The sequence below is a fragment of the Natronoarchaeum mannanilyticum genome (assembly GCF_039522665.1).
In the GTDB taxonomy this organism is placed as follows: domain Archaea; phylum Halobacteriota; class Halobacteria; order Halobacteriales; family Natronoarchaeaceae; genus Natronoarchaeum; species Natronoarchaeum mannanilyticum.
Map to the genome: position 1 here is coordinate 252,478 of NZ_BAAADV010000007.1, position 24,610 is coordinate 277,087.

The 24,610-nt window shown below is 68.7% G+C and carries 27 protein-coding genes; 13 read left to right on the forward strand and 14 right to left on the reverse strand.

Features of this window, described 5'->3' with window-relative positions; all coding sequences use genetic code 11:
• Positions 1-7: 7 nt before the first annotated feature.
• Entirely contained in the window at positions 8-733 is a 726-nt protein-coding gene (locus tag ABDZ81_RS14395) for an SDR family NAD(P)-dependent oxidoreductase (protein ID WP_343774702.1), read from the reverse strand.
• Between the two features lie 117 nt (positions 734-850).
• Here ABDZ81_RS14395 and ABDZ81_RS14400 point away from each other — a divergent pair, with 117 nt between their 5' ends.
• Both ABDZ81_RS14400 and rtcA read left to right on the forward strand, forming a co-directional pair.
• Complete coding sequence (locus ABDZ81_RS14400) at positions 851-1,330, forward strand: DUF456 domain-containing protein (RefSeq protein WP_343774703.1); 480 nt, start codon at positions 851-853, stop codon at positions 1,328-1,330.
• A 34-nt stretch (positions 1,331-1,364) separates the two neighbouring features.
• Positions 1,365-2,393 carry an RNA 3'-terminal phosphate cyclase gene (rtcA, locus tag ABDZ81_RS14405; RefSeq protein ID WP_343774704.1) on the forward strand — a complete coding sequence of 343 codons (1,029 nt, stop codon included), beginning with the start codon at positions 1,365-1,367 and terminating at the stop codon, positions 2,391-2,393.
• A 26-nt stretch (positions 2,394-2,419) separates the two neighbouring features.
• Here rtcA and ABDZ81_RS14410 read toward each other — a convergent pair whose 3' ends face one another.
• Positions 2,420-4,135 (reverse strand): glutamate--tRNA ligase, encoded by a 1,716-nt coding sequence (locus tag ABDZ81_RS14410; protein WP_343774705.1) that lies wholly within the window; start codon positions 4,133-4,135, stop codon positions 2,420-2,422.
• 81 nt (positions 4,136-4,216) lie between these two features.
• Complete coding sequence (locus ABDZ81_RS14415; RefSeq protein WP_343774706.1) at positions 4,217-4,738, reverse strand: HPP family protein; 522 nt, start codon at positions 4,736-4,738, stop codon at positions 4,217-4,219.
• A gap of 90 nt (positions 4,739-4,828) precedes the next feature.
• Here ABDZ81_RS14415 and nucS point away from each other — a divergent pair, with 90 nt between their 5' ends.
• Positions 4,829-5,581 carry an endonuclease NucS gene (gene nucS, locus ABDZ81_RS14420; protein ID WP_343774707.1) on the forward strand — a complete coding sequence of 251 codons (753 nt, stop codon included), beginning with the start codon at positions 4,829-4,831 and terminating at the stop codon, positions 5,579-5,581.
• 13 nt (positions 5,582-5,594) lie between these two features.
• Here the strand turns inward: nucS and mutS are convergent, their stop codons facing one another.
• The 3 genes from mutS to dacZ form a co-directional block, all read right to left on the reverse strand.
• Positions 5,595-8,354, reverse strand: a complete 2,760-nt coding sequence (gene mutS, locus ABDZ81_RS14425; protein WP_343774708.1) for a DNA mismatch repair protein MutS — start codon at positions 8,352-8,354, stop codon at positions 5,595-5,597.
• 66 nt (positions 8,355-8,420) lie between these two features.
• On the reverse strand, positions 8,421-9,203 hold the full coding sequence (locus tag ABDZ81_RS14430) for a mechanosensitive ion channel family protein (RefSeq protein WP_343774709.1): 783 nt from the start codon (positions 9,201-9,203) through the stop codon (positions 8,421-8,423).
• A 1-nt stretch (position 9,204) separates the two neighbouring features.
• Entirely contained in the window at positions 9,205-10,023 is an 819-nt protein-coding gene (gene dacZ, locus ABDZ81_RS14435; RefSeq protein ID WP_343774710.1) for a diadenylate cyclase DacZ, read from the reverse strand.
• 131 nt (positions 10,024-10,154) lie between these two features.
• Here dacZ and ABDZ81_RS14440 point away from each other — a divergent pair, with 131 nt between their 5' ends.
• The gene (locus ABDZ81_RS14440; RefSeq protein WP_343774712.1) at positions 10,155-10,880 is read left to right on the forward strand and encodes a ribosome assembly factor SBDS; all 726 of its coding nucleotides are present in this window, start codon (positions 10,155-10,157) and stop codon (positions 10,878-10,880) included.
• Positions 10,881-10,907: 27 nt separating this feature from the next.
• Here ABDZ81_RS14440 and ABDZ81_RS14445 read toward each other — a convergent pair whose 3' ends face one another.
• Positions 10,908-11,213: an FUN14 domain-containing protein gene (locus tag ABDZ81_RS14445; RefSeq protein WP_343774713.1), complete on the reverse strand. Its 306-nt coding sequence runs from the start codon at positions 11,211-11,213 to the stop codon at positions 10,908-10,910.
• A gap of 286 nt (positions 11,214-11,499) precedes the next feature.
• On the opposite strand from ABDZ81_RS14445, the gene hflX reads away from it, so the two are divergent.
• Positions 11,500-12,798: a GTPase HflX gene (hflX, locus tag ABDZ81_RS14450; protein WP_343774714.1), complete on the forward strand. Its 1,299-nt coding sequence runs from the start codon at positions 11,500-11,502 to the stop codon at positions 12,796-12,798.
• 231 nt (positions 12,799-13,029) lie between these two features.
• Here the strand turns inward: hflX and ABDZ81_RS14455 are convergent, their stop codons facing one another.
• Complete coding sequence (locus ABDZ81_RS14455; RefSeq protein WP_343774715.1) at positions 13,030-14,469, reverse strand: NAD(P)H-hydrate dehydratase; 1,440 nt, start codon at positions 14,467-14,469, stop codon at positions 13,030-13,032.
• A gap of 71 nt (positions 14,470-14,540) precedes the next feature.
• The gene (locus ABDZ81_RS14460) at positions 14,541-14,819 is read right to left on the reverse strand and encodes an acylphosphatase (protein WP_343774716.1); all 279 of its coding nucleotides are present in this window, start codon (positions 14,817-14,819) and stop codon (positions 14,541-14,543) included.
• 87 nt (positions 14,820-14,906) lie between these two features.
• Here ABDZ81_RS14460 and ABDZ81_RS14465 point away from each other — a divergent pair, with 87 nt between their 5' ends.
• Positions 14,907-15,947, forward strand: a complete 1,041-nt coding sequence (locus tag ABDZ81_RS14465) for a presenilin family intramembrane aspartyl protease PSH (protein WP_343774717.1) — start codon at positions 14,907-14,909, stop codon at positions 15,945-15,947.
• A gap of 19 nt (positions 15,948-15,966) precedes the next feature.
• Here the strand turns inward: ABDZ81_RS14465 and ABDZ81_RS14470 are convergent, their stop codons facing one another.
• Both ABDZ81_RS14470 and ABDZ81_RS14475 read right to left on the reverse strand, forming a co-directional pair.
• On the reverse strand, positions 15,967-16,965 hold the full coding sequence (locus ABDZ81_RS14470) for an ornithine cyclodeaminase family protein (protein ID WP_343774718.1): 999 nt from the start codon (positions 16,963-16,965) through the stop codon (positions 15,967-15,969).
• A 76-nt stretch (positions 16,966-17,041) separates the two neighbouring features.
• Positions 17,042-17,281: a DUF8015 family protein gene (locus tag ABDZ81_RS14475; protein ID WP_343774719.1), complete on the reverse strand. Its 240-nt coding sequence runs from the start codon at positions 17,279-17,281 to the stop codon at positions 17,042-17,044.
• 394 nt (positions 17,282-17,675) lie between these two features.
• Between ABDZ81_RS14475 and ABDZ81_RS14480 the strand changes: the two genes are divergently transcribed.
• On the forward strand, positions 17,676-18,959 hold the full coding sequence (locus tag ABDZ81_RS14480) for an MFS transporter (RefSeq protein ID WP_343774720.1): 1,284 nt from the start codon (positions 17,676-17,678) through the stop codon (positions 18,957-18,959).
• A gap of 36 nt (positions 18,960-18,995) precedes the next feature.
• Here the strand turns inward: ABDZ81_RS14480 and ABDZ81_RS14485 are convergent, their stop codons facing one another.
• On the reverse strand, positions 18,996-19,436 hold the full coding sequence (locus tag ABDZ81_RS14485; RefSeq protein WP_343774721.1) for a DUF3054 domain-containing protein: 441 nt from the start codon (positions 19,434-19,436) through the stop codon (positions 18,996-18,998).
• A gap of 132 nt (positions 19,437-19,568) precedes the next feature.
• Here ABDZ81_RS14485 and ABDZ81_RS14490 point away from each other — a divergent pair, with 132 nt between their 5' ends.
• The 3 genes from ABDZ81_RS14490 (at position 19,569) to ABDZ81_RS14500 (ending at position 20,784) form a co-directional block, all read left to right on the forward strand.
• Positions 19,569-20,006 (forward strand): acyl-CoA thioesterase, encoded by a 438-nt coding sequence (locus tag ABDZ81_RS14490; protein WP_343774722.1) that lies wholly within the window; start codon positions 19,569-19,571, stop codon positions 20,004-20,006.
• Positions 20,007-20,160: 154 nt separating this feature from the next.
• Positions 20,161-20,511: a helix-turn-helix transcriptional regulator gene (locus ABDZ81_RS14495; protein WP_343774723.1), complete on the forward strand. Its 351-nt coding sequence runs from the start codon at positions 20,161-20,163 to the stop codon at positions 20,509-20,511.
• Between the two features lie 51 nt (positions 20,512-20,562).
• The gene (locus ABDZ81_RS14500; RefSeq protein ID WP_343774724.1) at positions 20,563-20,784 is read left to right on the forward strand and encodes a hypothetical protein; all 222 of its coding nucleotides are present in this window, start codon (positions 20,563-20,565) and stop codon (positions 20,782-20,784) included.
• 53 nt (positions 20,785-20,837) lie between these two features.
• Here the strand turns inward: ABDZ81_RS14500 and ABDZ81_RS14505 are convergent, their stop codons facing one another.
• On the reverse strand, positions 20,838-21,515 hold the full coding sequence (locus ABDZ81_RS14505) for a DUF8170 family protein (protein ID WP_343774725.1): 678 nt from the start codon (positions 21,513-21,515) through the stop codon (positions 20,838-20,840).
• A gap of 125 nt (positions 21,516-21,640) precedes the next feature.
• Between ABDZ81_RS14505 and ABDZ81_RS14510 the strand changes: the two genes are divergently transcribed.
• Entirely contained in the window at positions 21,641-22,051 is a 411-nt protein-coding gene (locus ABDZ81_RS14510) for a transcriptional regulator (RefSeq protein WP_343774726.1), read from the forward strand.
• 38 nt (positions 22,052-22,089) lie between these two features.
• Here ABDZ81_RS14510 and ABDZ81_RS14515 read toward each other — a convergent pair whose 3' ends face one another.
• Entirely contained in the window at positions 22,090-22,974 is an 885-nt protein-coding gene (locus tag ABDZ81_RS14515; protein WP_343774727.1) for an alpha/beta fold hydrolase, read from the reverse strand.
• A 105-nt stretch (positions 22,975-23,079) separates the two neighbouring features.
• On the opposite strand from ABDZ81_RS14515, the gene ABDZ81_RS14520 reads away from it, so the two are divergent.
• Positions 23,080-23,469 carry a DUF3006 family protein gene (locus ABDZ81_RS14520; protein ID WP_343774728.1) on the forward strand — a complete coding sequence of 130 codons (390 nt, stop codon included), beginning with the start codon at positions 23,080-23,082 and terminating at the stop codon, positions 23,467-23,469.
• An 89-nt stretch (positions 23,470-23,558) separates the two neighbouring features.
• A complete protein-coding gene (locus ABDZ81_RS14525; protein ID WP_343774729.1) occupies positions 23,559-24,581 on the forward strand; it encodes a ComEC/Rec2 family competence protein in 1,023 nt (340 codons plus the stop codon).
• Positions 24,582-24,610 lie beyond the last annotated feature (29 nt).

Sequence of the window (24,610 nt, forward strand, 5' to 3'; positions counted from 1 at the left end):
CGGCCGATCAGACGAACACCCGCTTGCGAACGAACTCCGGCATCGCCCGGATAAACCAGGCGACGAGCCGCCAGCGCCGGGTGACGTAGACGTGCGAGCGTTCCTTCTCGATCGCGCGCCGGATCTGGGCCGCCGCGGTCTCGGGCGAGCACATCCAGAACAGGTTGTCGCCCATCGCCATCTCGGTGTCGACGTAGCCGGGTTCGATCGTCGTCACGGTGACGTCAGCGTCCGCGGCAGAGCCGTTGTACCGCAGCCCCTCCAGATAGTTCGAGACGAACGCTTTCGAGGCGCTGTAGGCCGGCGCGCCGCCGTTGCCGAACCGGGAGGCGACCGAGGAGATGCCGACGAGGTGACCGCTCCCGCGCTTCCTGAAGTGACGCATCGCGGCGGTCGCCAGCGCGGCGAACCCGCGGACGTTCACGTCGATCGTCTCCCGCTCGGGCTCCCACTCCACATCGCGGTTCTCGTGACCGACGCCCGCGCTGAGCACGACGAGGTCGATCCCGCCCATCGCCTCGGCGAGTTCTTCGAACCCATCGATCGCGTCGTCGGCGTCGGTGACGTCCATCGTCGCGACGTAGGCGTGGGTCGGCAGCTCGGCGCCGATTTCTTTCAGCTGTTCCGTGCGCCGGGCTGCGAGGCCGACGTCGTAGCCCGCCTCGGCGAGTTCGTGCGCGAGCGCTCGGCCGATCCCCGAGGAGGCGCCGACGATCACGGCGTTGCCGGTCATGGAATCGACTTGCGAGGGACGGGTCCTAATCGTTACGCCCGGTACCGATCCCGATCGTTCCGAGAGGATACCGGTCGAATGCAAACCCCTAACTCGCTCGCGATCGTTCCGGCGCCTATGGTAGAGGTCGCGTTCTGGATCGCCGTTGCGCTGCTGGCCGTCGGCGTCGTCGGGAGCATCGTCCCGCTGGCGCCCGGCCCGCCGGTCTCCGTGGCGGCGGTGGTGGGGTACTGGGCGTACAGCGGCTTCTCCGAACCCGGGACGTTCACCGTCGTGGCGCTGGTGCTGGTCGGCGTCGTCGCGTTCGCCGCGGACTTCCTCGCGAGCGCCGTTTCGGCGAAGGCCGGCGGCGCGTCGTGGGGCGTCTCCGCTATCGCCAGCGTCGTCGGGATCGTCCTACTTCTGACGACCGGGCCGCTCGTGATGATCCTCGGCGTCGGCGCCGTCGTGTTCGCGCTGGAGCTGCGACGGCACCAGGACGTCAACCGCGGACTCCGGACCGCGGTGACGACGACGATCGGCATCCTGGGCGGGGCGGCCGTCCAGGCGCTGCTGACCTTCGGGATGCTGGTCGGGTTCGTGCTTGCGGTGACGTGATTCGCTTTTTGTCGCTCGACGAGTACACCGGCGCGTGATCGAACTCGACGGCGCCGAGGGCGGCGGCCAGATCGTCCGCTCGGCGCTCTCGCTGTCGGCGCTCGCGGGCGAACCGTTCCGCATCGAGAACGTCCGCGGCGCTCGCGACGATCCCGGCCTCAAACACCAGCACCACGCGGCGGTCGAACTGGTAGCCGAAGTCTGCGACGCCGACGTCGAAGGCGCCGAACTCGACGCCGAGACGCTCACCTTCGACCCCGGCCAGCCCTCCGGCGGCCAATACGAGGTAGACGTCGGGACGGCCGGTAGCGTCACGCTCGTGTTCGACGCCGTGCTCCCGCTCGCTGTGACGATCGACGAGCCGCTGGCGGTCACGATCAGCGGCGGCACCGACGTCGAGTGGTCGCCGCCGATCGATTACTACCGGCGGGTCAAGCTCCCCGTCCTTCGGCGCCACGGCGTGGACGCCGCGGTCGACGTCGAGCGACGCGGCTTCTACCCGGCGGGCGGCGGCGTCGCGACGCTCACGGTCGATCCCTCCGACCCCGCGCCGATCGACCTGACCGATCGGGGCGAACGCCACGGCGTCCGGCTCTACTCGGTCGCCTCCGAGGAACTGACCGACGCCGACGTGGCGGAGCGACAGGCCCGCGGCGCGGCGGCCGCGCTGCCCGACGACGTCGACGTGATCGAGCGCACCGCGGCGTACGCCGAGACGGACTCGATCGGCACCGCGCTGACGCTACGCGCGGAGTACGAGAACACCCTCGCGGGCGCGAACGCGCTCGGCGAGCGAGGCAAACCGGCGGAGGAAGTCGGCGAAGACGTAGCGCGCGAGTTCGTCGAGTTCGACGAGGGCGACGCCGCGGTCGATCGCTACCTCGCCGACCAGTTGCTCGTCTGGCTGGCGCTCGCCGGCGGCGAGGTGACGATTCCCCAGATCACGAATCACGTCGAATCGAGCGTCGAACTACTCGGCGAGTTCGGCGTCGACGTCGAGATAGAGCGCGGCGGGGAAGACGAAGCGGCGCGAGTGTCGGTCAGCGAGACGCTCGACAGGTGACGGTTCCGCCGGCGGCTGCGCCGATCTCAGGGGTGCGCGTAGTACGCGACCGACTCCTCGTCGTGCCGATCCACCCTGGCGAACCCGATGCGCTCGAACTGGACGACCTCGTCGGCGTCGGTGTCGGCGAACTCGGGTTCGGCGGCGCCCTCGACGTCGCCCTCCATGGTGCGCAGCCGGACGGGGACGGACGCCTCGGCGGGCGCCCAGTGGATCACGTCGACGCCTTCCTCGCGGACGGCGTCGATGTCGTCGCCGGTGAACTGGAACGCGTCGCGCGTGTAGCGCACGCAGCCCAGCCCCTTCAGCCAGACGCGCTCTTCGCGGTCGGGCAGATCGTCGGGCTCGACCAGGACGGCGCCGCCGACGGGAATCTCGCGGGTGCCCCGCCCCTCGTGGTCGGGGTGGCGGGGCGGTTCGGCGGCGTCCGGGCCGTCGCCGGTCAGCGCGACCTCGGTGCCCTCGCGGACGAAGAAGTACCGGTCGGCCTGGTCGTCGACGAGGTCGCGGTTGTTGGCGTAGACGCTCGACATCGCGAGGTCGACGTTGCTCGTCGACGTTCCGAGCTCGACCATCGCGTCGGTGACGGCCTCGCCGCGGATGCCCCGACGGCTGACGCTGGCGAGCGTGGGGGCGCGGGGATCGTCCCAGCCGTCGAGTTCGCCGTCGTCGATCAGCTCCTTGATCGTCGACGTGCTCATCTTCACGTCGTAGGCGTCGATCTGGACGTGGCCCCAGTGGATCACCTCGGGGTACTCCCAGTCGAAGTAGTCGTAGACGAACCGCTGGCGCTTCGCGGAGTCCTGCAGGTCGATTCCTCTGATGATGTGGGTGATCCCGAGCAAGTGATCGTCGACGCCGCTCTGGAAGTCCAGCATCGGCCAGCAGCGGTACTCGGCGGCCTCTTCGCGCGGATGGGGCGTGTCGATCATCCGGAACGCCACCCAGTCGCGCAGCGCGGGGTTCTTGTGCTCGATGTCGGTCCGGACGCGCAGGACCATCTCGCCGCTCTCGTACTCGCCGTCGACCATCGCCTCGAACTCCTCGCGGGTGGTCTCGGCGTCCTTGTCGCGGTGAGGGCAGGCCTCGCCGGAGTTCTTCAGGTTCGAGAACTCCTCGCCCGAACAGGAGCAGGTGTACGCGCCGCCGGCCTCGATCAGCTCGCGGGCGTGCTCGTAGTACGTCTCGACGCGGTCGCTCGCGCGGTACACTTCGTCCGGCTCGAAGCCGAGGTACTCGATGGCGTCGAGGATCTCGTCGTAGGCGTCGAGATCGGGACGCTTCGTCTCGGGGTCGGTGTCGTCGAAGCGGACGCAGAACCAGCCATCGTACAGCTCCTTGTACGTCCCGATCACCGCGGGCATCCGGGCGTGGCCGAGGTGCCAGGGGCCGTTCGGGTTCGGCGCGACGCGCATCCGGACCTGGTCGTACTCGTCAGCGTTGGGGAGGTCCGGCAGGATCTCCTCTTCCTCATCGTCCTCGCTGTCGAGTTCTTCGAGTTCCTCGGGCGCGAGCTCGCCGAGGCGCTCGCGGCGCTCCTCGTGGTCCAGCCCGTTGATCTCGGCGATGACGCCGCCGGCGACGCCGGGGATCTCGTCGCCGTGCTCGCGGAACTCGGGGTTCTCGCCCATCAGCGGCCCCATGATCGCGCCGACGTCGGCGTCGCTCTCGTGCTTGACGGCGTTGATCAGCGCGTGCTTCTCGGCCTCGCGCTCGATTCGCTCTCGGAGGTCGTCGTTCATTACTCCCGAGTATCGGCCGGGGCGTCAAAACTGCGGTGGATTGGCGTCGAGGCTCGCAGGATCAGCGCGTCGAGATGGGCATCACGACCGCACGGTCATCGACTCCGAGGTCATCTGGTCGAATAGGCCCCACGCTCGCAGCGCGAGCCGGTGGAACCCGACCAGCGCCGTCACAGCCGCGAGGATGATCGCCCCGGTCCGCGGGCTCGGCAGGATGCCCAGCGAGACGATCAGCGTCGTCGCGCACGCCGGCGGGTGGTTCACGTCGGCAGCGAGCATCCCGACGCTCGTCGCGGCGACCGACAGCCCGCCGGCGACCGCCATGCGCAGCACGCTCGTCGAGAACGGCGCGAGCGTAACTGACAGCGAGACGCCGGGCGCGACGAGCCAGTGGGCCGCAAGTCCGGCGACGACGCCGACGGCGTGGCCGCCGATCACTCGGCGCGGCGCGACGACGGCGCCGGTCCGCGAGCGCGCCAGCAGGAACGCGGTGGGCCCGAGGCTCGGGAACACGAGCGGGCTGCCGGTCGCCCACGCGAACACGCCGAGCACGCCCACGAGAACGCCGGCGTACGCGCCCGTGAATCCGGTGTCGCGGAGCACGCGAACCACTTCTCGGCGGGCCTGAAAAGCCTCCCGCCTCGCGACGGCCGAACGGTCGCCTTAAGCCCGTGAGGGCGGTACGGAGCAGTAGTGACTGCATCGGAACGACACCGAGCGGCGCGGGCCGACACCGTCGTCGACCCGGACCCCGACGCGGCCGCCGAGCGGGTCGCCGACGGCATCGAGGAGGGGGCGCTGGTCACCGTGTTCGGGCGCTGCACGGTCGAGTACGACGGCCGGGCGTCGAGCACGCTCGGGCCGGGCGACCGCCACGTCATGCTCAAGCCCGACGGCTCGATCCTCGTCCACACCGACGAGGGCCAGCAACCCGTGAACTGGCAGCCGCCGGGCTGCACGCAGGACGCCGAACTGGCGGACGGCGACCTCAGAATCCGGAGCCACCGGTCGACGCCGGACGAGCGCCTGGACGTCCGGTTCGAGCGCGTGACGCAGGTCTCGGCGTTCGCCGTCGACGACGCGAGCGAACTGGCGATCACCGGCACCGAGGAAGATCTCCGCGAGCGAATCCTCGACGATCCCGATCTGCTCGAAGCCGACTTCACGCCGCTGGCGACCGAGCGCCAGACGAGCGCCGGCGCGGTCGACATCTACGGCGAGGATCACTCCGGACGAACGGTCGCCGTCGAGCTCAAGCGCAAGCGCGTCGGGCCGGACGCCGTCGGCCAGCTCCGGCGGTACGTCGACGCCCTCGAACGGGATCTCCACGACGACGCCGAGCTTCGGGGGATGCTCGTCGCGCCGTCGGTGACCGACCGAGCCAGAGAGCTGCTCGAACGGAACGGGCTGGAGTTCGTCTCGCTGACGCCGGAGACGGGCGAGTAGCGGTCGGCAGAAGTCAGTTCTCTAACTCGCGCTGGAGCTCGTCGAGCAGCTGCAGGGCCTCCAGCGGCGTCGTGTCGGCGAGGTTCGCGTCGCGGAGCTTCGCCGCGACGGAGTTCGGGACGCGGTCGCCGCCGTCGCCGACGGCCTGCCGGATCGCGGCGTCGCCCGTTCCCTCCGCGAACGGCGGTTCGTCGGGGGACGACGCGTTCGCCGCGTCGGCGTCCGACGGCGCCGCGGACGCGTCGGCATCCTCGTCGAGCAGCGTCCGCGCCCGCTCGACGACGGCGTCGGGCACGCCCGCCATCTTCGCGACCTCGACGCCGTAGGACGCCGTCGCCGGGCCGCGGCTGAGCTCGTGGTCGAAGGTCACGTCGTCGCCGTCGCGGCGGGCGGCGAAGTGGAGGTTCGCGACCCGGTCGAGGTCGTCGGCGATCTCGGTCAGATCGTGGTGGTGGGTCGCGAACAGCGTCGTCGCGCCGACCTCGTCGTGGACGTACTCGGTGACGGCCTGGGCGATGGCGAGCCCGTCGGCGGTGCTCGTGCCGCGACCGACCTCGTCGAGCAGCACGAGCGAGCGCTCGGTGGCGGCGTCGAGGATCTCGGCGAGTTCGGTCATCTCGACCATGAACGTCGACTTCCCGCTCGCGATGTCGTCGCTGGCGCCGACGCGGGTGAACACCCGGTCGACGAGTCGCAGCTCCGCTCGCTCGGCGGGGACGAAGCTGCCCAGTTGGGCGAGCACGACGATCAGCGCGACCTGCCGCATATATGTCGATTTGCCGGACATGTTGGGGCCGGTAATGACCGCGAAGTCCTCCGCGGGCCCGAGGTCGGCGTCGTTCGGGACGAACCGCTCCTCGGTGCGCTCGACGACGGGGTGGCGGCCCGTCTCGACGTCGATGCCGTCGCCGCCGAGTTGCGGGCGCGAGTAGTCGTGCTGGGCGGCGACCGTGGCGAGCGAGACGAGCGCGTCCAGTTCGGCCAGCGTGCCCGCGAGCGCCTGCACGCGCTCGGCCTCGTCGGCGACGGAGGAGCGGACCTCGCGGAACAGCTCGTACTCCAGGTCGTCGGCCCGCTGCTCGGCGCTGATGATCTCGTCCTCGCGCTCCTTGAGTTCGGGCGTGTAGAACCGCTCGGAGTTCTTCAGCGTCTGGCGGCGCTGGTAGTCCTCGGGGACGGCGTCGAGATTCGGGTTCGTGACCTCGATGTAGTAGCCGTGGACCGAGTTGTGGCCGACCTTCAGCGAGTCGACGCCGGTGCGCTCCCGTTCTTCGGCTTCCAGCTCGTCGATCCACTGCTTGCCCGAGCGCTCGGTCTCCCTGAGATCGTCGAGTTCGTCGCTGTACCCCTCGCGGATCACGCCGCCCTCGGTGACCTCGATCGGCGGGTCGGCCTGGATCGCGCTCCCGATCAGCTCGCGGACGTCGGCCATCTCGTCGAGACGCTCGCGGAGGTCGACCAGCCGGTCGCACTCGACGCCGGAGAGCTCCGCTCGGAGTTCGGGCACGACGTCGAGCGTATCCTTCAGCGAGCGGAGGTCGCGGGCGTTCGCTCGTCCGCGAGCGACCCGGGCGATCAGGCGCTCGACGTCGTACACGTCCCGCAGGAGATCGCTCGCGGTCTCGCGGCGCTGGAGGCTCCCGACCAGCTCTTCGACGGCGTCGTGACGCGCTTCGATCTCCTCGCGGTCGATCAGCGGTCGGCGGAGCCAGTCTTTGAGTTCGCGGCTGCCCATCGCGCAGGACGTCTCGTCGAGCACGTCGATCAGCGCGTCTCCGGCCTGATCGTGGACCGAGCGGCGCTCGAACAGTTCGAGGCTCCGGATCGCGACCCGGTCGAGCACCATGTACTCCCGCGGGTCGTAGCGGGTGAGCGTGTTGATGTAGTCGAGCGAGCCGACCGCGGAGTCGTCTGCGGCGCCGTCGCCGCTCGACGCCCCGGCGTCCGCGTCGTCGCCCTCGTCTTCGGCGTCGGCATCGCTTTCGGCGGCTGCGTCGGGATGCAGCTCGGTGTAGCGCCCGCCGCGCGTGTACTCGGCGTACGCCAGCAGGGCGCCGCAGGCCCGCACCTCGACGTCGCTCGCGAGCAGCGAGTCCGGGTCCCCGAAGTACGCCGCGACGCGCTCGGCGGCGGCGTCGAACTCGAACGTGCGCTCGTCGTGTGGCGTCACCATGCAGTTCGCGGGGAACGGGTCGCCCGAGGCGTCCGGCCCGAGGATCGCCTCCTCGGGATCGAACCGGCTGATCTCGTCGCGCAGCGCGGCGTCGGCGTCGACCGCGGTGGCGTAGAAGTCGCCCGTCGAGACGTCGAGCAGCGCGAGGCCGTGTTCCTCGCCTTCGGAGGCCAGCGCCGCGACGAAGTTGTTGTCCTCGGTGTCGAGCAGTTCGTCCTCGGTGAGCGTTCCGGGCGTGACGATCCGGGTCACCGCGCGGTCGACGACGCCGCTGACCTCGTCGGGGTCCTGCACCTGGTCGGCGATCGCGACCCGGTAGCCGGCGTCCAGCAGCGTCTCGACGTACGACTCGGCGTTGTCGATCGGGATGCCGGCCATCGGGTAGGTGCCCGTCGAGTCCTCGCGCTTGGTGAGCGTGATCTCCAGCAGGCGCGCGATGGCTTCCGCCGCATCGCAGAAGGCCTCGTAGAAGTCGCCGACCTGAAAGAGCACCAGCGAGTCGTCGTAGCGCTCGCAGAGCTCGTAGTACTGGGACATCATCGGCGTCAGGTCCTCGCGCCGATCTGCCATCTTCTCGGGGGGTCCGAGCGCCGCGTCCATGTCCGACCCCAGCGGACGGGCGCAAAAATACCCTCCGCTCCGGGGGCGTCGCGACGCCGATCCGCCCTACCGCGTCCGCGCGATGCCGTGCTCGAACACCTTGCGATTGGGAACGATGAACTCCTCTTCCTCGTTCTCGATGCGGGTCACCAGCAGATCGACCTCCTGGACGATCCCCTCGCGGTCGCCGATCCGCACCTCGTCGCCGATGCCGTAGGGCTGGTTCAGGAGGAGGTACATCCCGGCGGCCGCCGACGAGAGGAAGTCCTTGAACGCCAACCCGCCGAGGAACACGACGCCGAACACGTACACGGTCAGCAGGATCAAAAGCGCCGTCGTGTTGACGTCGACCTGGCTCAGAGCGATCAGCAGGGCGACGTACAGCACGGTGTACTTCACCGCGAGCGGAAGGAGCGTGATCTCGGGCAGTTTGACGTCGCGCAGTCGCTCGCTGGCGATCAGTTCGGCCTTGTCCGCGACGATGAAGCCGAGGATCATCACGACGACGGCGACGAACAGTTTCGGGACGAACGCGGCGACGCCGATCCAGAACGACGGCGCCTCGAAGAAGTTCGCGACGCGAATCGCCGCCAGGATCGAGACGCCGTAGACGAACCACGATGTGAGTCGGGCCAGCAGCGACACCGTCGACGTGCCGAGGCTTCTGGCCGTGCGCTCGAACGGCGTCCCCTCGACGGCGTCGGGCACGCCCGCCGCGACCAGAATCTGCTTGTTCACGCGGCCGACCAGCAGCCCCAGTCCCAGCCCGACGACCAGCAGGATCAGCGCGACGACGACCGGCTCCTGGAACAGCGTGAACCCGTCGGGGAACGCCTGCAGCAGGAGCATCTCAGTAGTTCTCCGGATCGAGTTCGAGCACCAGTTCGCCGCCCTTGAACGCTCGCACGAGTCCGTCGCTCTCGCTGAGGACGATCGCCGTCGCGTTCGTGTCGCGGGTGATCGCCCCGGCCGCCATGTGCCGGGCGCCCAGCCCCTTCGGGATGTCGACGCCCTCCGCGGCGGGTTCGAGGTAGCGGTACGCGCTGACGATCTTGCCGGCGTCGCTGATGACGAAGGCGCCGTCGAGCCGCGAGAACTCCTTGAGCATCACCTTCACGATCGGGTCGCCGACGTGGACGTGGGACTTCTCGAAGGGGTTGTAGCTGAGCGGGCGGGACTTGTTCATCACCTTCCCGGCGTCGCCGACGACGAACAGCGCGCCGACGGGCTTGCCCTTCTGGCCCTTCTGGCCGAGCTCGATCGCGACGTCGAAGACGGCCCGGATGACGTCCGGCTCGGCGCGGGAGTTGACGAACAGTTCGTAAATCCCCGAGCCTTCGGCGGGGTTCGCCCGGACGCGAGTCAGCGAGTCGACGTCGTCCGCGAACAGCCCGAGCGCGCACAGGAGATCGTCGCCCTCGTCGACGATCCCCTCGTCGACGGCGCCCTCGATCGCGAACTCGATCCGGTCCGACGCGTCCTCGAACTGGACGGGTAACTCGACGTACGCGTCGGCGTCGTGGACGTTCTCCGGCCCGACGAGGATCACGTCCGGGTCGTCGTCGTCGAGATCGTCGAACCGCTCGTAGTAGGAACTGCTCGGCGAGAACAGCAGGATTCCGTCAACGTCGTCGAACAGGTCGCCAAACAGTTCGCGTAGGTCCGACATCGCCCGTACCCACTTGGCGATGGGAGAAAAGGTTTTTGTGAGCGACTCGACGCCGCCGCGACGGCGAAATCGGACAACTCGGCGGGGTCGTCGGGAAACACATTTTTACCCCCGCCGCTTTACCCACAGATATGATATCGCTTGACGATGCCGTGACGGCGCGCCTCGAATCCCACGGGGAGCGATTCGAAGTGCTCGTCGATCCGGACGCCGCCCTCGAGATCAAGCGCGGCGACTTCGAAGGAGAGCTCGAGGACGTGATCGCCGCCGAGGACGTCTTCGAGAACGCGAGCCGCGGGGACCGCCCCGCCGAGTCCGACCTCGAAGAGGTGTTCGGGACGACAGACTCTCTCGAGATCATCCCCGAGGTGATCCAGCGCGGCGAGATTCAGATCACGGCCGAGCAGCGCCGCGAGATGCAAGAACAGAAGCACAAACAGCTGGTCAACCAGATCACGCGCAACGCCGTCAACCCCCAGATGGACGACGCGCCCCATCCGCCCGACCGGATCGAGAGCGCCCTGGAGGACGCCGGCTTCGACGTCGATCCGATGGAACCCGTAGAGGAGCAGGTCGACGACGCGCTCGACGCGCTCCGGCCGATCATCCCGATCCGGTTCGACGAGGTCACCGTCGCCGTGCAGGTGCCGCCCGAACAGGCCGGCAGCGCGCAGGCCCAGCTCCGGGAGTTCGGCGACCTCCAGCGCGAGGAGTGGCAGGGCGACGGCTCGTGGATCGGCGTGCTGCAGTTCCCCGCCGGGCTGCAAAACGAGTTTTTCGACCGCGCGAACGAGGTTACCGGCGGCGAAGCGGAAACGCAGATCGTCCGGGACGAGGACGACATCAAGACGCAGTAGTCCGCTCGGAACGACGCCCGAGACCGATTATCCTCGCTTGAAGCCGATCAGGAAGCCGCCGGTGAACCCGGCGCCGATCGACAGCGAGGAGATGATCGGCTCGATCCATCCCGGATCCTGTACCTTCTCCTGCGTGCTGACAAGTCCGTTCGTCAGCCGGTTCCAGTCGACGGTGAGAATTCCCTTCGATTCGAGGAACCGGAACACCGCGAGCTGGACGCCGACGATCACCGCGAGCAGCTTCGCGAGCTTCTTCGCGGCGAAGCCGATCAGCGCGCCGATCGCGGCGCCGCTGCCGAGTTCCAGACCCAGTTGCTGGGGGTCGAGCTCCATACCTGAACAAGGTAACTCTACCTTATATGATCTTTGCGGCTCTTCGTGTCCTCGAAGGGTCGCCTTACTCCGCTCTCCCACTGGAATCGCGCATCGTGAGTGACGTTAAGTCGACACGTATAGATAACGTCATTTCTGGTGAATCGAGTCGGCCGTCCGGCGTTCGGCTTCGTCCCGGCGTCTCGAACCGAAGTGCCGTCTCCTGCCGACGTGCTGTCACCCGCCGACGTTTAAATACGACGAGCGCCTACGTGAGCGCACGAAGCGACCGCTCGAACGCACCCACATGATCGCGATAATCGCCAAGCGTGTCGACGATGGAACCGCCGATACGTCCGAGATCAGCGAACTGGCGCGCGCGGCGGGCTACACCGTCGCGGGCGAAGTGACCCAGAAGCGCCGCGAGGATCCCGCGCTCGAGATCGGCGAGGGGAAGGCCGAGGAGATGGCCGACCTCGTCGTCGAGGCCGACGCGGACGCGGTGATCTTCGACAACCGACTCGATCCCTACCAGACGTTCAACCTCGGCAAGAAGCTTCCCGAGGGCGTCGAGGTGATCGACCGGTTCACGCTGATCCTGGACATCTTCGGCCAGCGCGCCCAGACCCGGAAAGCCCAGCTGCAAGTCGAACTGGCCGAGCTGCGGTACGAGCTGCCCCGCGCCGAAGCCAAGGCGAGCCTGGCCAAGCGCGAGGAGCGGCCCGGTTTCATGGGCCTCGGCGAGTACGACGAGAGCCGCGAAGAGGACATCAAAAAGCAGATCAGCCGGATCAAAGACGAGCTCGACCGGATCGCCGACACGGAGGAGCAGCGCCGCGAGCAACGGCGCGAGTCCGGCTTCGATCTCGTCGCCCTCGCCGGGTACACCAACGCCGGCAAGTCCACGCTGATGCGCCGGCTCGCCGCCGACGTCGACGTCGACGAGAACGAGGACCTGCATCCCGATCTCGACACCACGGCCGAGAGCGAGGATCGCCTCTTTACGACGCTCGGGACGACGACTCGCAAGCTCGACTTCGATCGGCGGGACGTCCTGCTCACCGACACGGTCGGATTCATCAGCGACCTGCCCCACTGGCTCGTCGAGTCGTTCAAGTCGACGCTCGACGAGGTGTACCGGGCCGATCTCGTCTTGCTCGTGGTCGACGTCAGCGACCCCGTCGAGGAGATCCGCGAGAAGCTCGTCACCAGCCACGACACGCTCTACGAGCGCAACGAAGCGCCGATCGTCACCGTGCTCAACAAGATCGACACGGTCGACGACGAGGAACTCGCCGAGAAGCGGGAAGCGCTCTCGGCGCTCGCGCCGAACCCGATCGCGGTCAGCGGCAAGGAAGGCCGAAACGTCGAGGACCTCCTCGCTCGGATCGACGACGAACTGCCCGACTGGGAGCGCGAGCGACTCGTCCTGCCGATGACCGAGGACACGATGAGCGTCGTGTCGTGGATCCACGACAACGCCCGAGTCAACGACGTCACGTACGGCGACGAGGACGTCGTCGTCGACTTCGAGGCGCGCCCGGCGATCGTCGAACAGTCCCGCGCTCGCGCCGGCGACCTCTCCCGGCCCGTCGAGTCGGCGTGACGCTCGCTCCGTCGTAGCGACGTGACACCCACACCACCGTAGCGGCGTGACGCCGCCGCTGTGCGGACGCTCCCTTCTACAGGTTTATCCGCGATCGGGCGACCACCCGGCGTATGTCCTGACGGATCGTCCCGCGGCGAGCAGCGAGTGCGCGACGCACCGCCGCGGGATTCCCGACCGCGTCGCCTGTTCGCTATCCTCGGTACGGCGACCGCCGTGGACATCGATTGCTCACTCGGCGTCGTTCCACAGCGCGTCGGCCACCAGCGGCGGCAGATCGGTCGCCACCAGCCCGTAGCCGTGGTCGTCGACGGCGAGATCGCCCGCCCGACCGTTGGCGTACGCCCCTACGCCGGCGGCCTGCACCGGATCCTCGATCGCGGTGACCAGCGCGCTCGTGACGCCCGCCAACACGTCGCCGGTCCCCCCGACTGTCATGCCGGGATTGCCGGTCCGGTTGACCCGCGTCGTCTCGCCGTCCGATATCACGTCGTGAGCGCCCTTGACCAGCAGCGTCGCACCGATCTCGCCGGCGAACGCCGAAACGGCGTCCGCACGCTCCTCCCAGTCGTCGGCAGCCGGGCCGCCCATCTTCCGGAGCTCGCCCTGGTGGGGCGTGCAGACGAGTTCTGCGTCGGTCTCGACCTCGGGCACGACCTGCAAGGCGTCGGCGTCGACGACGACCCGCCCGTCGTAGGAAGCGAGGAACTCCCCCACCGCGTCGAGCGTTCCCTCGTCGTCGCCGAGGCCCGGGCCGATCAGCACGGCGTCCTGATCGGCGGCGAGCTCGAGCAGCTCGTCGACGTGTCCCGGCGCGAGCGCGTCGCCGGTCAGCGGCTCGACGATGAAGTTCTCGGAGAACCCGCGCACGTCCGGCGCGATGGTCTCCGGAACCGCGACGCGAACGAGGTCCGCGCCGGCGCGGAACGCCGCCTGGGCCGACAGCGCGGGCGCGCCGGAGTACGGCCCGCCGCCGATCACCAGCACCTCGCCGTGGTCGCCCTTGTGGCTCCGGGGATCGCGTTCGAGCGCGAGCAGGTCGCCGCGCTCGACGAACAGCTCCGCGGCCTCGGGGATGCCGATGTCGGCCACTGTCACGTCGATGTCGAGATCGGTCAATCCGGGTTTCTGATCGTGGAACGTTACGACGTGGTCGGCCTCGACAGCCGCACCCGGCGCCTCCCCGGTGTCGGCGTCGACGCCGGAGGGGACGTCGACCGCGATCACCGTCGCGTCGGCGTCGTCGATCGCCCGGGCGGCCGTGGCGGCGGGCTCGCGGAGCGCGCCGGCGACGCCGGTGCCCAGCATCGCGTCGACGATCACGTCGGCGTCGGGCAGGTCCAGCGCCCGGGAGTCTTTGACCTCCACCGTCTCGTAGTCGCCCGCTTCGAGGGCATCCCAGTTCTCGCGCGCGATCTCGGTCCCGATCGTTTCCGCCCTGCCAAGCAGGTGAACGGAGACGTCGTACTCGTCGAGAAAGCGTGCCGCGACGAACGCGTCGCCGCCGTTGTTGCCGCGGCCGGCGACGATCGCGACTGTGGATCCCGGCTCGGCGCGTTCGCTGACGGCGCTGGCGACGGCGTTGCCACTCGACTCCATGAGCTGCTTGCGCGGGACGCCGAGTGCCTCGGCGTTGACGTCGACGGCGGCCATGCGATCGCTCGTGATCATGTGCGCCGGTTCGCCGGCTGTCGGCAAAATGGTGCCGGAGCGCGTTCCTTTCGATTGCGCGGTGCCGGGGTTTACCGCCTGATGGAGAACTCGTCTTCGCCCTGCGGGTCGCCGTACTCGACCTCGACGTCCTCGACGTCGGCGGCGGGGCTGCCGGTGTGGCACCACTCGACCATCGCCTCGACGGCCTCGGTCGGCCCCTCGAAGACCGCCTCGACGCGGCCGTCCTCCAGATTCTTCACCCAGCCGTCGACACCTCGCTCGCGGGCGTTCTCCCGGGTGTTGGCGCGGTAGAACACGCCCTGGACGCGACCGGAGACGAACACGTGTGCGCGCGTGCGATCTGCCATACGTGAGTGGTCTCTCGCCGCCCTGAAAAAGGACCGGGCCCGGGCGACAGCGCAACGCCGATAACCCCGGGGTCGCAATCGCCGTGCATGAACGATCGGGCGCGGCTCTACGCCGCCGTCGCCGGCACGGTTCTGCTGTTCGTCCTCGTGCAACTGGGCTCGCTGGCCCTCGTCGAGCCGTTCGTGCAGAACGACTACCAGGCCGTCGAGGACCCGTCGGATCCGACCAACGGGCTCGTGTTCTTCGCGGTGATCCTCGTCGCGACGGGCGGAATGCTGCTGGTCATCAAGTACGACGTCGAGTGGCTGATCCGCGCGATGATCATCGGCACCAGCGGAATGCTGGCGTGGTACGTCGTCGCGGCGATCGCGCCGGTCGGCGTCGTCTCGATCGGCGGGACGGCCGTCGCGCTGCTGCCGATCCTCACGGCCGTCGCGGTTTCCGGGGGACTGCTGGTCCATCCGGAGTGGTACGTCATCGACGCCGCGGGCGTGCTGATGGGCGCGGGGGCGGCGGGGATGTTCGGCATCAGTTTCGGGCTGCTGCCGGCGATCCTGTTCCTGCTCGTCCTCGCCGTCTACGACGCGATCAGCGTGTACGGCACCGAGCACATGCTCACGCTCGCGGAGGGCGTGATGGACCTGAACGTCCCCGTCCTGTTCGTCATCCCGACGAGCCTGACCTACTCGTTCCGCGACCTCGGCGCCGGCGAGGAGATGACCGACGACGCGACGGACGAGGCGGCGGCCGAAGCCGCTGACGGCGGCCCGGCGGCCGAGGAAGCGTCCGCCGGCGCCCCGTCCGAGGATGACGGCGTCCGCGACGCGCTGTACATCGGCCTCGGCGACGCCGTCATGCCGACGATCCTCGTCGCGAGCGCAGCGGCGTTCGTCCCCGTCGACGCCGCGCCGCAGCTTTCGATTCCGGTGGTCACGATGAACCTCCCCGCGCTCACGGCGATGCTCGGGACGCTCGCCGGGCTGCTGATCCTGCTTCGGATGGTGCTGAAGGGTCGCGCCCACGCCGGCCTGCCGCTGCTCAACGGCGGCGCGATCCTGGGCTACCTCGTCGGCGCGCTCGCCAGCGGCGTCACGCTCGCCCAGGCGATCGGGCTCGCGTCGTTCTGATCGCGGACTCCCGGACTCGTTACTTTCCGGTGAGAGCTTCACTCGCCGGTGCGAACTCGATCTCCGTGCCGAGGTCTCGCTCCTCCGCTTTCTCGTAGAGCAGTTGCGCGCCGGCGACCGTCTCGATGCCGGTGCCGCCGCTGTCGAACACCGTGATCTCGTCGTCCGAACGGCGACCCGGCCGCTTCCCGGCGACGACCTCCCCCAGTTCCGCGTGGACGTGCTCCTCGGTGACCGCACCCTCCTCGACGGCGTGGATGAACGAGCCGGCGTCCGTGTCGACGCGCTCGCGGAGGTCGACGACGTACGTCGAGCGCTCGATCGTCGTTGCGTCGAGCTCGAACTTCTCAGGGTTGTACTGGCCCATCGCGGTGACGTGGGCGCCCGGTTCGAGCAGCTCGCCGTCGAACACCGGCCGGTTTGCGTTCGTGGCGGTGATCACGACGTCGGCGCCCTCGACCGCGGCGTCGCTCGACTCGACCGATCGGACGGCGGCGTCGAGCCGGTCGTCCAGCTCGGCGGCGAACCGCTCGCGGTGCTCGCGAGTCGGCGAGAACACGTCGACGGTCTCGAACTCGCGGACCGTCGCGGTCGCCCGGACCTGCCCCCTGGCCTGCGGGCCGCTGCCGATCACCGCCATCGAGGCGGCGTCCTCGCGGGCCAGCGCGTCGACGCCGACGGCGCCCGTCGCGCCGGTTTTGAACGGGTTCATGCTCGCGCCGTCGAGCACGGCGCGGGGCTCCCCGGTGTCGGCGTCGAACAGCTGGGTCATGAACCAGGCGTCGGCCGCGCCGAACCCGGCGGCGTAGACGTACCCGCCCATCGCACCGGTTTCGGGGAGCACGGCCGCGTACTCGGTGAGCATCCCCGGCGGATCGGAGCGGAGTAGCTTCGTTCGCGGTTCGGCAGATGCGCCCTCGCCGCGCTGGCGATACCCCTCGCGGACGGCGTCGACGTACTCGGCGGGTGTCGCCAGACCGTCGACGGCGTCGCTACTCAGGAATCGTGCGGTGACCATGTCGGGAAATTACCGGCGAACGCAAAAAGCGTGGTCGGTCGGAGGCGGAGAGTAGTCGATCGGAGAGACGAGTAGATCAGTCGGCGTTGACCGGGCCGACCTGCGGCGACGTCGAACCGTTGTCCGTCGCGGACGGGGCGGTCTCCTGACCGACCGGGGCGTTGACGAACAGCGCGTGGCCGACGATCAGCAGGCCGACCGCGGCGGCGACGGTGACGGCGCCGGTCGTCGTGACGCCCGCGAGTGAGAGCGAACCGGAGAGGCCGAGGAGGGTGAGCGGGATGAGGCCGAGGACGAGGTCGTAGTAGCCAGTCATAATCTATTCTATAGTATGCCGGATATGCATATAAGAGTTTCCCATATGAGGGAGATATTCAATTCGTCAGCGATCCATACTCGACGCGTTCTCAACGTAGCTGATCTGTAAATAGAACCCATACTATCTTCATAAGTTATAGAGATATGGGAGCAGTTGTGTTCTTCCCATCTAATGAGGAAAATTTCCTGCGCAATCGCTAATAGAGGCGGTATTGGCCATTTCGGAATAAATTCCGATCGGCGGGATTTTCAGCATCTCCGGCAGCCCGGATGCACGTTACGAATATTCGTCCGCGCAGAACCGCCGATGTATCAGCTCCAGTAGTGCTCGTCGCCGCTCACAGGCGACGAGTACCGATAGCTTGAACAGCGTCTCTCCGTTACGCACACCCGTGAACTCGAACGATCGGGCGATCGTCGGGCTGGTGGTGCTCGGTCACGCCGCGGTCCACACCTACGAGCTGTCGATCCCGGTGCTGGTCACCGTCTGGCTCGTCGAGTTCGGGACGACCGAGGCCGTGATCGGCGGCGTCGTCACGGCGGGGTACGCGCTGTTCGGCCTCGGCGCCGTGCCGGGCGGCGTGCTGGCCGATCGGCTCGGATCGCGCCGATTGATCGCGGGCTGTCTGGCGGGGATGGGCGGCTCGTTCGCACTGCTCGGCCTGACGCCGACGGCGCCGACGCTCGGGCTCGTCGTGATCGGACTCGCGCTCGTGCTCTGGGGCGCCGCCGCGAGCGTCTACCACCCGTCGGGCCTGTCGCTGATCAGCACCGGCGTCGAGGAGCGCGGGTCGGCCTTCGCGTACCACGGGATGGCGGGCAACGTCGGCATCGCGTTCGGGCCGCTGGCGACGCTGCTACTCCTCGAAGTGCTGCCGTGGCGCGTCGTGACGCTGCTGCTGGCCGCGCCGGCCGCCATCGGCGTCGCGCTGGCGCTGCGGATCGACGTCGACGAGACGGCGGCCGTGGACGACGAACCGGATGCGGACGCCGAACCGAATGCAGACGCCGAAGCCAGGCCCGACGGCGGCTCGAAGGCCGACGCGGTCGACAGCCTCCCGGCGTTCCGCCGCGGGACGCGAGAGCTGTTCGTCGGTCCGTTCGTCGCCATCTTCGCGATCGTGATCCTCTCGGGGCTGTTCTACCGCGGGTTCCTGACGTTCCTTCCGGACATCCTCTCTGGGTTCGCGGTGTTCGAGCCGGTCGGTCTCGCCGGGACGTCGTTCGCGCCCGATCGGTACGTCTACGTCGGGATCCTGACCGTCGGCGTCGCCGGGCAGTACGTCGGCGGCAAGTTGACGGACCGGACCCGCCCCGAAATCGGCATCGCGGGCGGGATGACGGCGCTCGCCGCGCTGGCAGTCGCCTTCCTGCCCGCCTCGGAAGCCGGTATCGCCGCGTTCCTGCTCGTCGCGGCGTTGCTGGGCTTTTTCCTCTTTTTCGTCCAGCCGCAGTACCAGGCTGCGGTCGCCGACGCGACTCCCGCGGGGCAACGAGGGCTCTCCTACGGGTACACGTACCTCGGCGTGTTCGGCGTCGGCGCGCTGGGCGGCGGCGTCGCCGGCGCGATCCTGACGTGGGGCTCGGCGGGCGCGCTGTTCGCCGTGCTGGCCGCGTTCGCCGGAACGGCGGCGGTCGTCGCGACGCTGGCGTTGCGAGCGCGGTCGGATGAATAGGTCGCCCCCGTCGCGGGGCGGTCGGTAGTAGTTCGATCAGTCGAGGAGAGTCGCCGCGACTACGCGCCAGCCCAGCAACACGACGAGCGTACTACCGGTCACGACGAGCCCGAACGGCCAGGCCGCAGATCCCTCGAACAGCGGCGAGGTCCGGAGGATCAGGCCGAGATTCGCTGCGGCGATCCCCGCGACGGTCACGTACCGCGCAGCCGCGATCGGGTCGCCGATCACGCCGTCCTCGTAGACGCCCGCGAGCACCGCGGGGATCGGCCAGCCGAGCAGGAACGGGAGGACGGTCATGAACGAGTCGATCGGCGTCGCGAACGCCGCGGCGCCGTGGTGGCTGTACAGTCCCCAGCCGACGACCGCACCGATCGCGAGCAGGTCGCCCGCCGCGAAAGCCAGCGCCCGCCGCGGGTCGCCGATCGCGGGGCGCAACCGATTGGTGGTGCGAGTCTGCGCACTCTGGCGTGCCATGTGGCCCTCTCGTGGCTCCAGTAGTATCGGTTTGCGGGTTTCGGTTCGGCGGCGAGTGCGCCCGGCGCAGTCTTCGCGTGCGTCGGTTGGCACGGACGCTGAACTTTTCCGCGTTCCGGCGGAAGTGTGCCCATGCCCGCGCTCTGCGACACGTACATCGAGAACCGCCACCGCGTCCAGCCCAACCACGCCAACAACTACGAGACGGCCCACGGGGGCAACGTGATGAAGTGGATGGACGAGGACGGCGCGATGTCGGCGATGCGCTTCGCCGGCCACGCCTGCGTCACCGCGAACGTCGACGAACTCGACTTCAAGCGACCGGTGCCCGTCGGCGACACCGTGCTCGTCGAGGCGTTCGTCTACGACGCCGGGCGAACGAGCGTCCGCGTGTGGCTCCGAGCCTACCGGGAGAACCCCCGCACCGGCGACACCGAACTGACGACCGAGTCGGACTTCGTGTTCGTCGCCGTCGAGGACGGTACGCCCGTCGAGGTTCCCGAACTGTCCGTCGAGAGCGAGCGCGGGGAGGAGCTCCACCAGTACGCGATGGAGAACACCGAGAGCTGAGCGCGGTCGTCGCCGCGCTGTGGGTCGGGCTGCTGGTCGTGGTCCTCAGCGAGTGGACCTACCCCGCCGGGAAAGCCACTTTTATGCGGGTCGATCCTCGTAGTTGAGGTATGTACGTAGTTTCCCGTCTCGCGTCCCCCGGGGGGTGGTGCCTGTGAGCGTCTCCGAGGCCGAAGCGGAGCTGTCGGAGGACGAGCGCGCCGGTCTGGAACTCGTCAGAGAGACCGGCGGGATCCACCAGAGCGAGTTCTGGAAGGAACTGGACATCTCCTCGCGCAAGGGAAGCCGCATCATCGAGTCGCTCGCCGAGAAGGGGCTCGTCGACCGCGAGGAGACGATCTACGAGGGCCACAACACCTACCACATCTCGCCGACCGCTCGCGACCTGGACTTTTCGCTGCTGATGGCCGGCGACATGCTCTCACCCTTCATCGGCGAGGAGGAGATCGACGGCCAGAGCGACGCCTTCTCGCAGTGGATGATGAACCTCGCCTACGAGGAGTAGCCGCTCGACCCCGCTGTTACGTTTATTTACCAGTTCGCTCTACCGACAGGTGTGACGCTCGAACGCCTCCGCAGAAGAGCCGCACAGTCCGACGAACAGCGGGACGCCGACGGAGAGACGTCCGACGACCCGGAGACGTCGATCGACATCGCCGAAGAGACCGAGTCGAGCGGTTCCCGACTCGGCACGATCACGAAGACCGTCGGCGTCGCGATCGCGGCCGCCACGGTCGTCGTGGCCGTCCGACGACTCCGACGACGCCGCGGCGAGTAGACGCCGGCGAGGGTCTCGCGACCGACCCGGTCCCCGCTGTCGACGCAGTTGTTCTACGGTAGCTCCTCGACGCAGTCCTCTAGCTCCGACTCCGTCCGCCAGACGTGGAGTCGCCCTGCCTCGTCCGCCAGCTCGAATAGCGGCGTCTGCATCCCGCTGTAGGGGTCGTCGGGATCGGCGTCCGTGTCGATCGCTTCGGCGTCGATCCCGTCGTACTCGCGCTTGAGGAAGTGCGTCTTCTCGAAGTACGCGGGCTCGGTGACGACCGTCCCCTGTTCGACGAGGAAGCCGCCGCCGTCGTGCTCGGCGACGCCGACGATCAGGTCGGCGTAGTCCGCGAGCAGGCGGAACTTCAGGTACGTGTTCGTCCACTCGCGTCGGACGTCGACCATCAGGAACGCGTAGGCGTCGCGCCGGCGGTTGAGCCGATCCTTGACGAGCTGGAGCCGGCGGACCTCCGGCGTCCCGTAGCTGCCGAGCACGAAGTACGACCGGTCGTGCCGGAAGATCGGCGTCAGCTCGGCGACGGAGCGCTTGAGGTGCTCGTACTCCTCGGGCGACAGGGACCGGCCGGGCAGGTGCTCCTCGGCGTCCGCGAGCACCGCGTCGGGGTCCGGGACGGTGGCGTCGGGATCGTGGGCCGCAGCGTCGGAAGCGACGTCGGAAGACTCGGGAGCGCCACTGGAGGACTCGGGGGCGGCGTCGCGCGACGGCGTCTCGTCGTCGACCATGTCCGGCGGCTCTCGCGGAGCGCTCAAATAGCTGTTCCTCCGGGGCGGGACGCCGATGGCCGTCGCTCGCAACCGATTCAGTCCTCACCGAAACGGTTATTGACGAACGGGTCCAACGTAATCACATGAGCCGCACCGACGCGTCGCCCGCGGAGATCGAACGGGAACGACGGCGCCTCGACGTCGTCACCCAGGAGACTCGCTTCGCCCTGCTCCAGGACCTGCTGGGCCACCCCGAGGGGCTGCCGTCGCTGAGGGAACTCGACTACGTCAACCCCTCCAAGAGCCGGTCGACGATCCACGGCCACCTCCAGACGCTGATCGAGGCCGGGATCGTCGAGGCGGCGACGCTGTCCGACGACCGCCGGAGCCGCGACCTGCCGTACACGTTCTACGGCGTCACCGAGGCGGGCCGCGAGTTCCTCGATCGGCACGACCTGCTGCGGGCCGAGGAGACGCTCCAGGAAATCTACGATCGCGTCGAGAAGACCGACGATATCGAGCGCTACGAGCGGGCGCCCCGCCCCGAGCGCTGATCCGACCGGTTTCGTCGAATCGTCGCCGTGGACTCCAGCTATTCGCCGAGGTGCTCCAGCAACAGTTCGTTGATGGCCTCGGGCGCCTCCACGTGAACCCAGTGGCTCCGCGTCGGGAACCGCTCGACGCGCACGTCGTCGCAGTGCCGCGCGCTCTTCTCGGCGAGCTCCGGTACGAGGGCCGGGTCCTTCTCGCCCCAGGCGATCAGCGTCGGCGCCGCGACGCGGTCCCGGGGCGGCTCGTCCGGCCGGCGGGCCGCGGCGCGGTACCAGTTTAGCATCGCCGTCAGCGCCCCCGGTTCGGCCCAGCTCTCGCGGTAGCGGTCGACGTCGGCGTCGTCGAACGTGTCGATGCGCGAGGTGCGCTGCAGGGCGTCGACGAGCCCCGAAAACTCGCCGCGGGCGAGCGCCCGCTCGGGGAGGTACGGGAGCTGGAACCAGAACGCGTACCAGCTCCGCAGCAACTGGCGCGGGCTCGATCGGAGCGTCTCGCGGAAAGCGGTGGGATGGGGGACGTTCAGGATCCCGAGTCGATCGACGTATCCGGGACGACGGAGCGCAAGGTCCCAGGCGACCATGGCTCCCCAGTCGTGTCCGACGACGTGGGCCGACGCCTCGCCCTCGCTCTCGATCAGCGCCGCGATGTCCGCCGAGAGCCGACCGAGCCGGTAGGGGTCGAGTCCGACTGGCTTGTCGCTCAGGTTGTAGCCGCGCTGGTCCGGAACCACCACCCTGTAGCCGGCGTCGACCAGCGGCTCGATCTGGTGGCGCCACCCGTAGAAGCAGTCGGGAAAGCCGTGCAGCAGCACGACCAGCGGATCGGCCTCGCTGCCGGCGGCGACGACGTGGAGGTCGACGCCGTTCACGGATCGGCGCGTCGATTCGGCCGACTCGACGTCGAGAACGTCGGCGTCGATTCCCATGGTCGCACTGACGAGACGCACAGCATAGTGGTTCCGGGAACGGAGCGCAGCCGGCGCTTCCGGTAGCCGCCACAGGTTCAAATACGAATCCGCACCACGCGACGTATGACGATACTCGCACGACGCGAATTCGTCGCGACGATCGTAACGCTTGCCGGAACCGCTTTGCCGTTCGGAATCGGGGGGTCCGACGACGATCAGGACGCCGGGCCCGACGATCGGCTGGACGACGCCGACGCCGAACTGACGGGCGTCGTCGACAGGATCGAGCGCGATCTGGCGGTCGTCCTGCTCGAACGCGAGGAGGAGACGGTCGCGCAGCGACTCGTCCAGCTCGACCGACTCCCGGCGAGCGCCCGCGATGACGGGGCCGTCCTCTCGGTGCGGCTTTCGGACGGCGATATCGAGCGGTTGCGGCACGACGCCGCGGCGACTCGGCGTCGACGCGAGGCGGCCAGGGAACGACTGAACGAGCTCGCGGAAGACGCGTCGTGACGAGGAGACGCGTCCCGATAGAAGGAACCGTTAGCTCCGTGACACGCCGCCACAACGACCAATAGGCGGCCGAATCAAACATTCACGGAATGGATCGCCAATCGGCCACCGCCGTCGTTGTCGTCGTCGCGCTGCTGTCGGGCTGTCTGGCGGGCGTCGGCGACCTGAGCACCGACGCCGAACCCGACGACACTGGGGAGCTCGAAGTCCACACGATCGACGTCGGGCAGGCCGACGCGACGCTCGTGGTCGGGCCAACCGGCGAGACGATGCTGATCGACTCGGGCCACTGGAGCGACGACGGCGAGATCGTCCTCTCGTACCTGCGGGATCGGGGGATCGAGCGACTCGACTACCTCGTGACGACGCACGCCCACGCCGACCACATCGGGGGGCACGCCGAAGTGATCGAGTACTACGAGACCGAGGCCGGGGGGATCGGCGCGGTCTACGACTCGGGGACGGTGTCGTCGTCAGAGACGTACGGGGACTACATCGACGCCGTCGAACAGTACAACGTGACCCTCTATCAGGCGCAGGAGGGCGACGAAATCCCGATCGAAGGCGCCGAGGCCGACGTGCTACATCCGACCGCCGACAGCGATCTGGAGGAGCTCAACGAGAACAGCCTCGTCGTCCATCTCGAACACGGCAACGCGGGGTTCCTGTTCACCGGCGACGTCGGCACTGAGGAAGAGCGGCGCCTCGTCGACGAGTACGACGACGAACTCGTCTCGACCGTCTACCAGGTCGGCCATCACGGGAGTTACTCGAGTACGTCTGACGCGCTGCTCGACGCCGCGAGTCCGTCGATCGCGGTGATCTCGGCTCCCTACGACTCGCCGTACGACCACCCTCACGACGAACCGCTAGAGCGGCTCGCGGCGCGAGACATCGACACCTACTGGACCGCGATCCACGGCACCGTCGTCTTCACCAGCGACGGCGACGCCGTGCAGGTCGCGAGCCAGACCGAGGCGACGACGGACCCCGCCGAGTTCGGGGACGCCGAACCGTCCGACGCCGATCCGACCGATCCGGTCGAGGAGCGGGGAACCACGGCGCCGTCGCTAGCCGGCCCCTCGGCTCAAATCGGACAGATTGCAGGATGAATCGGAACAACGTCGGCAAAACGAGCCCT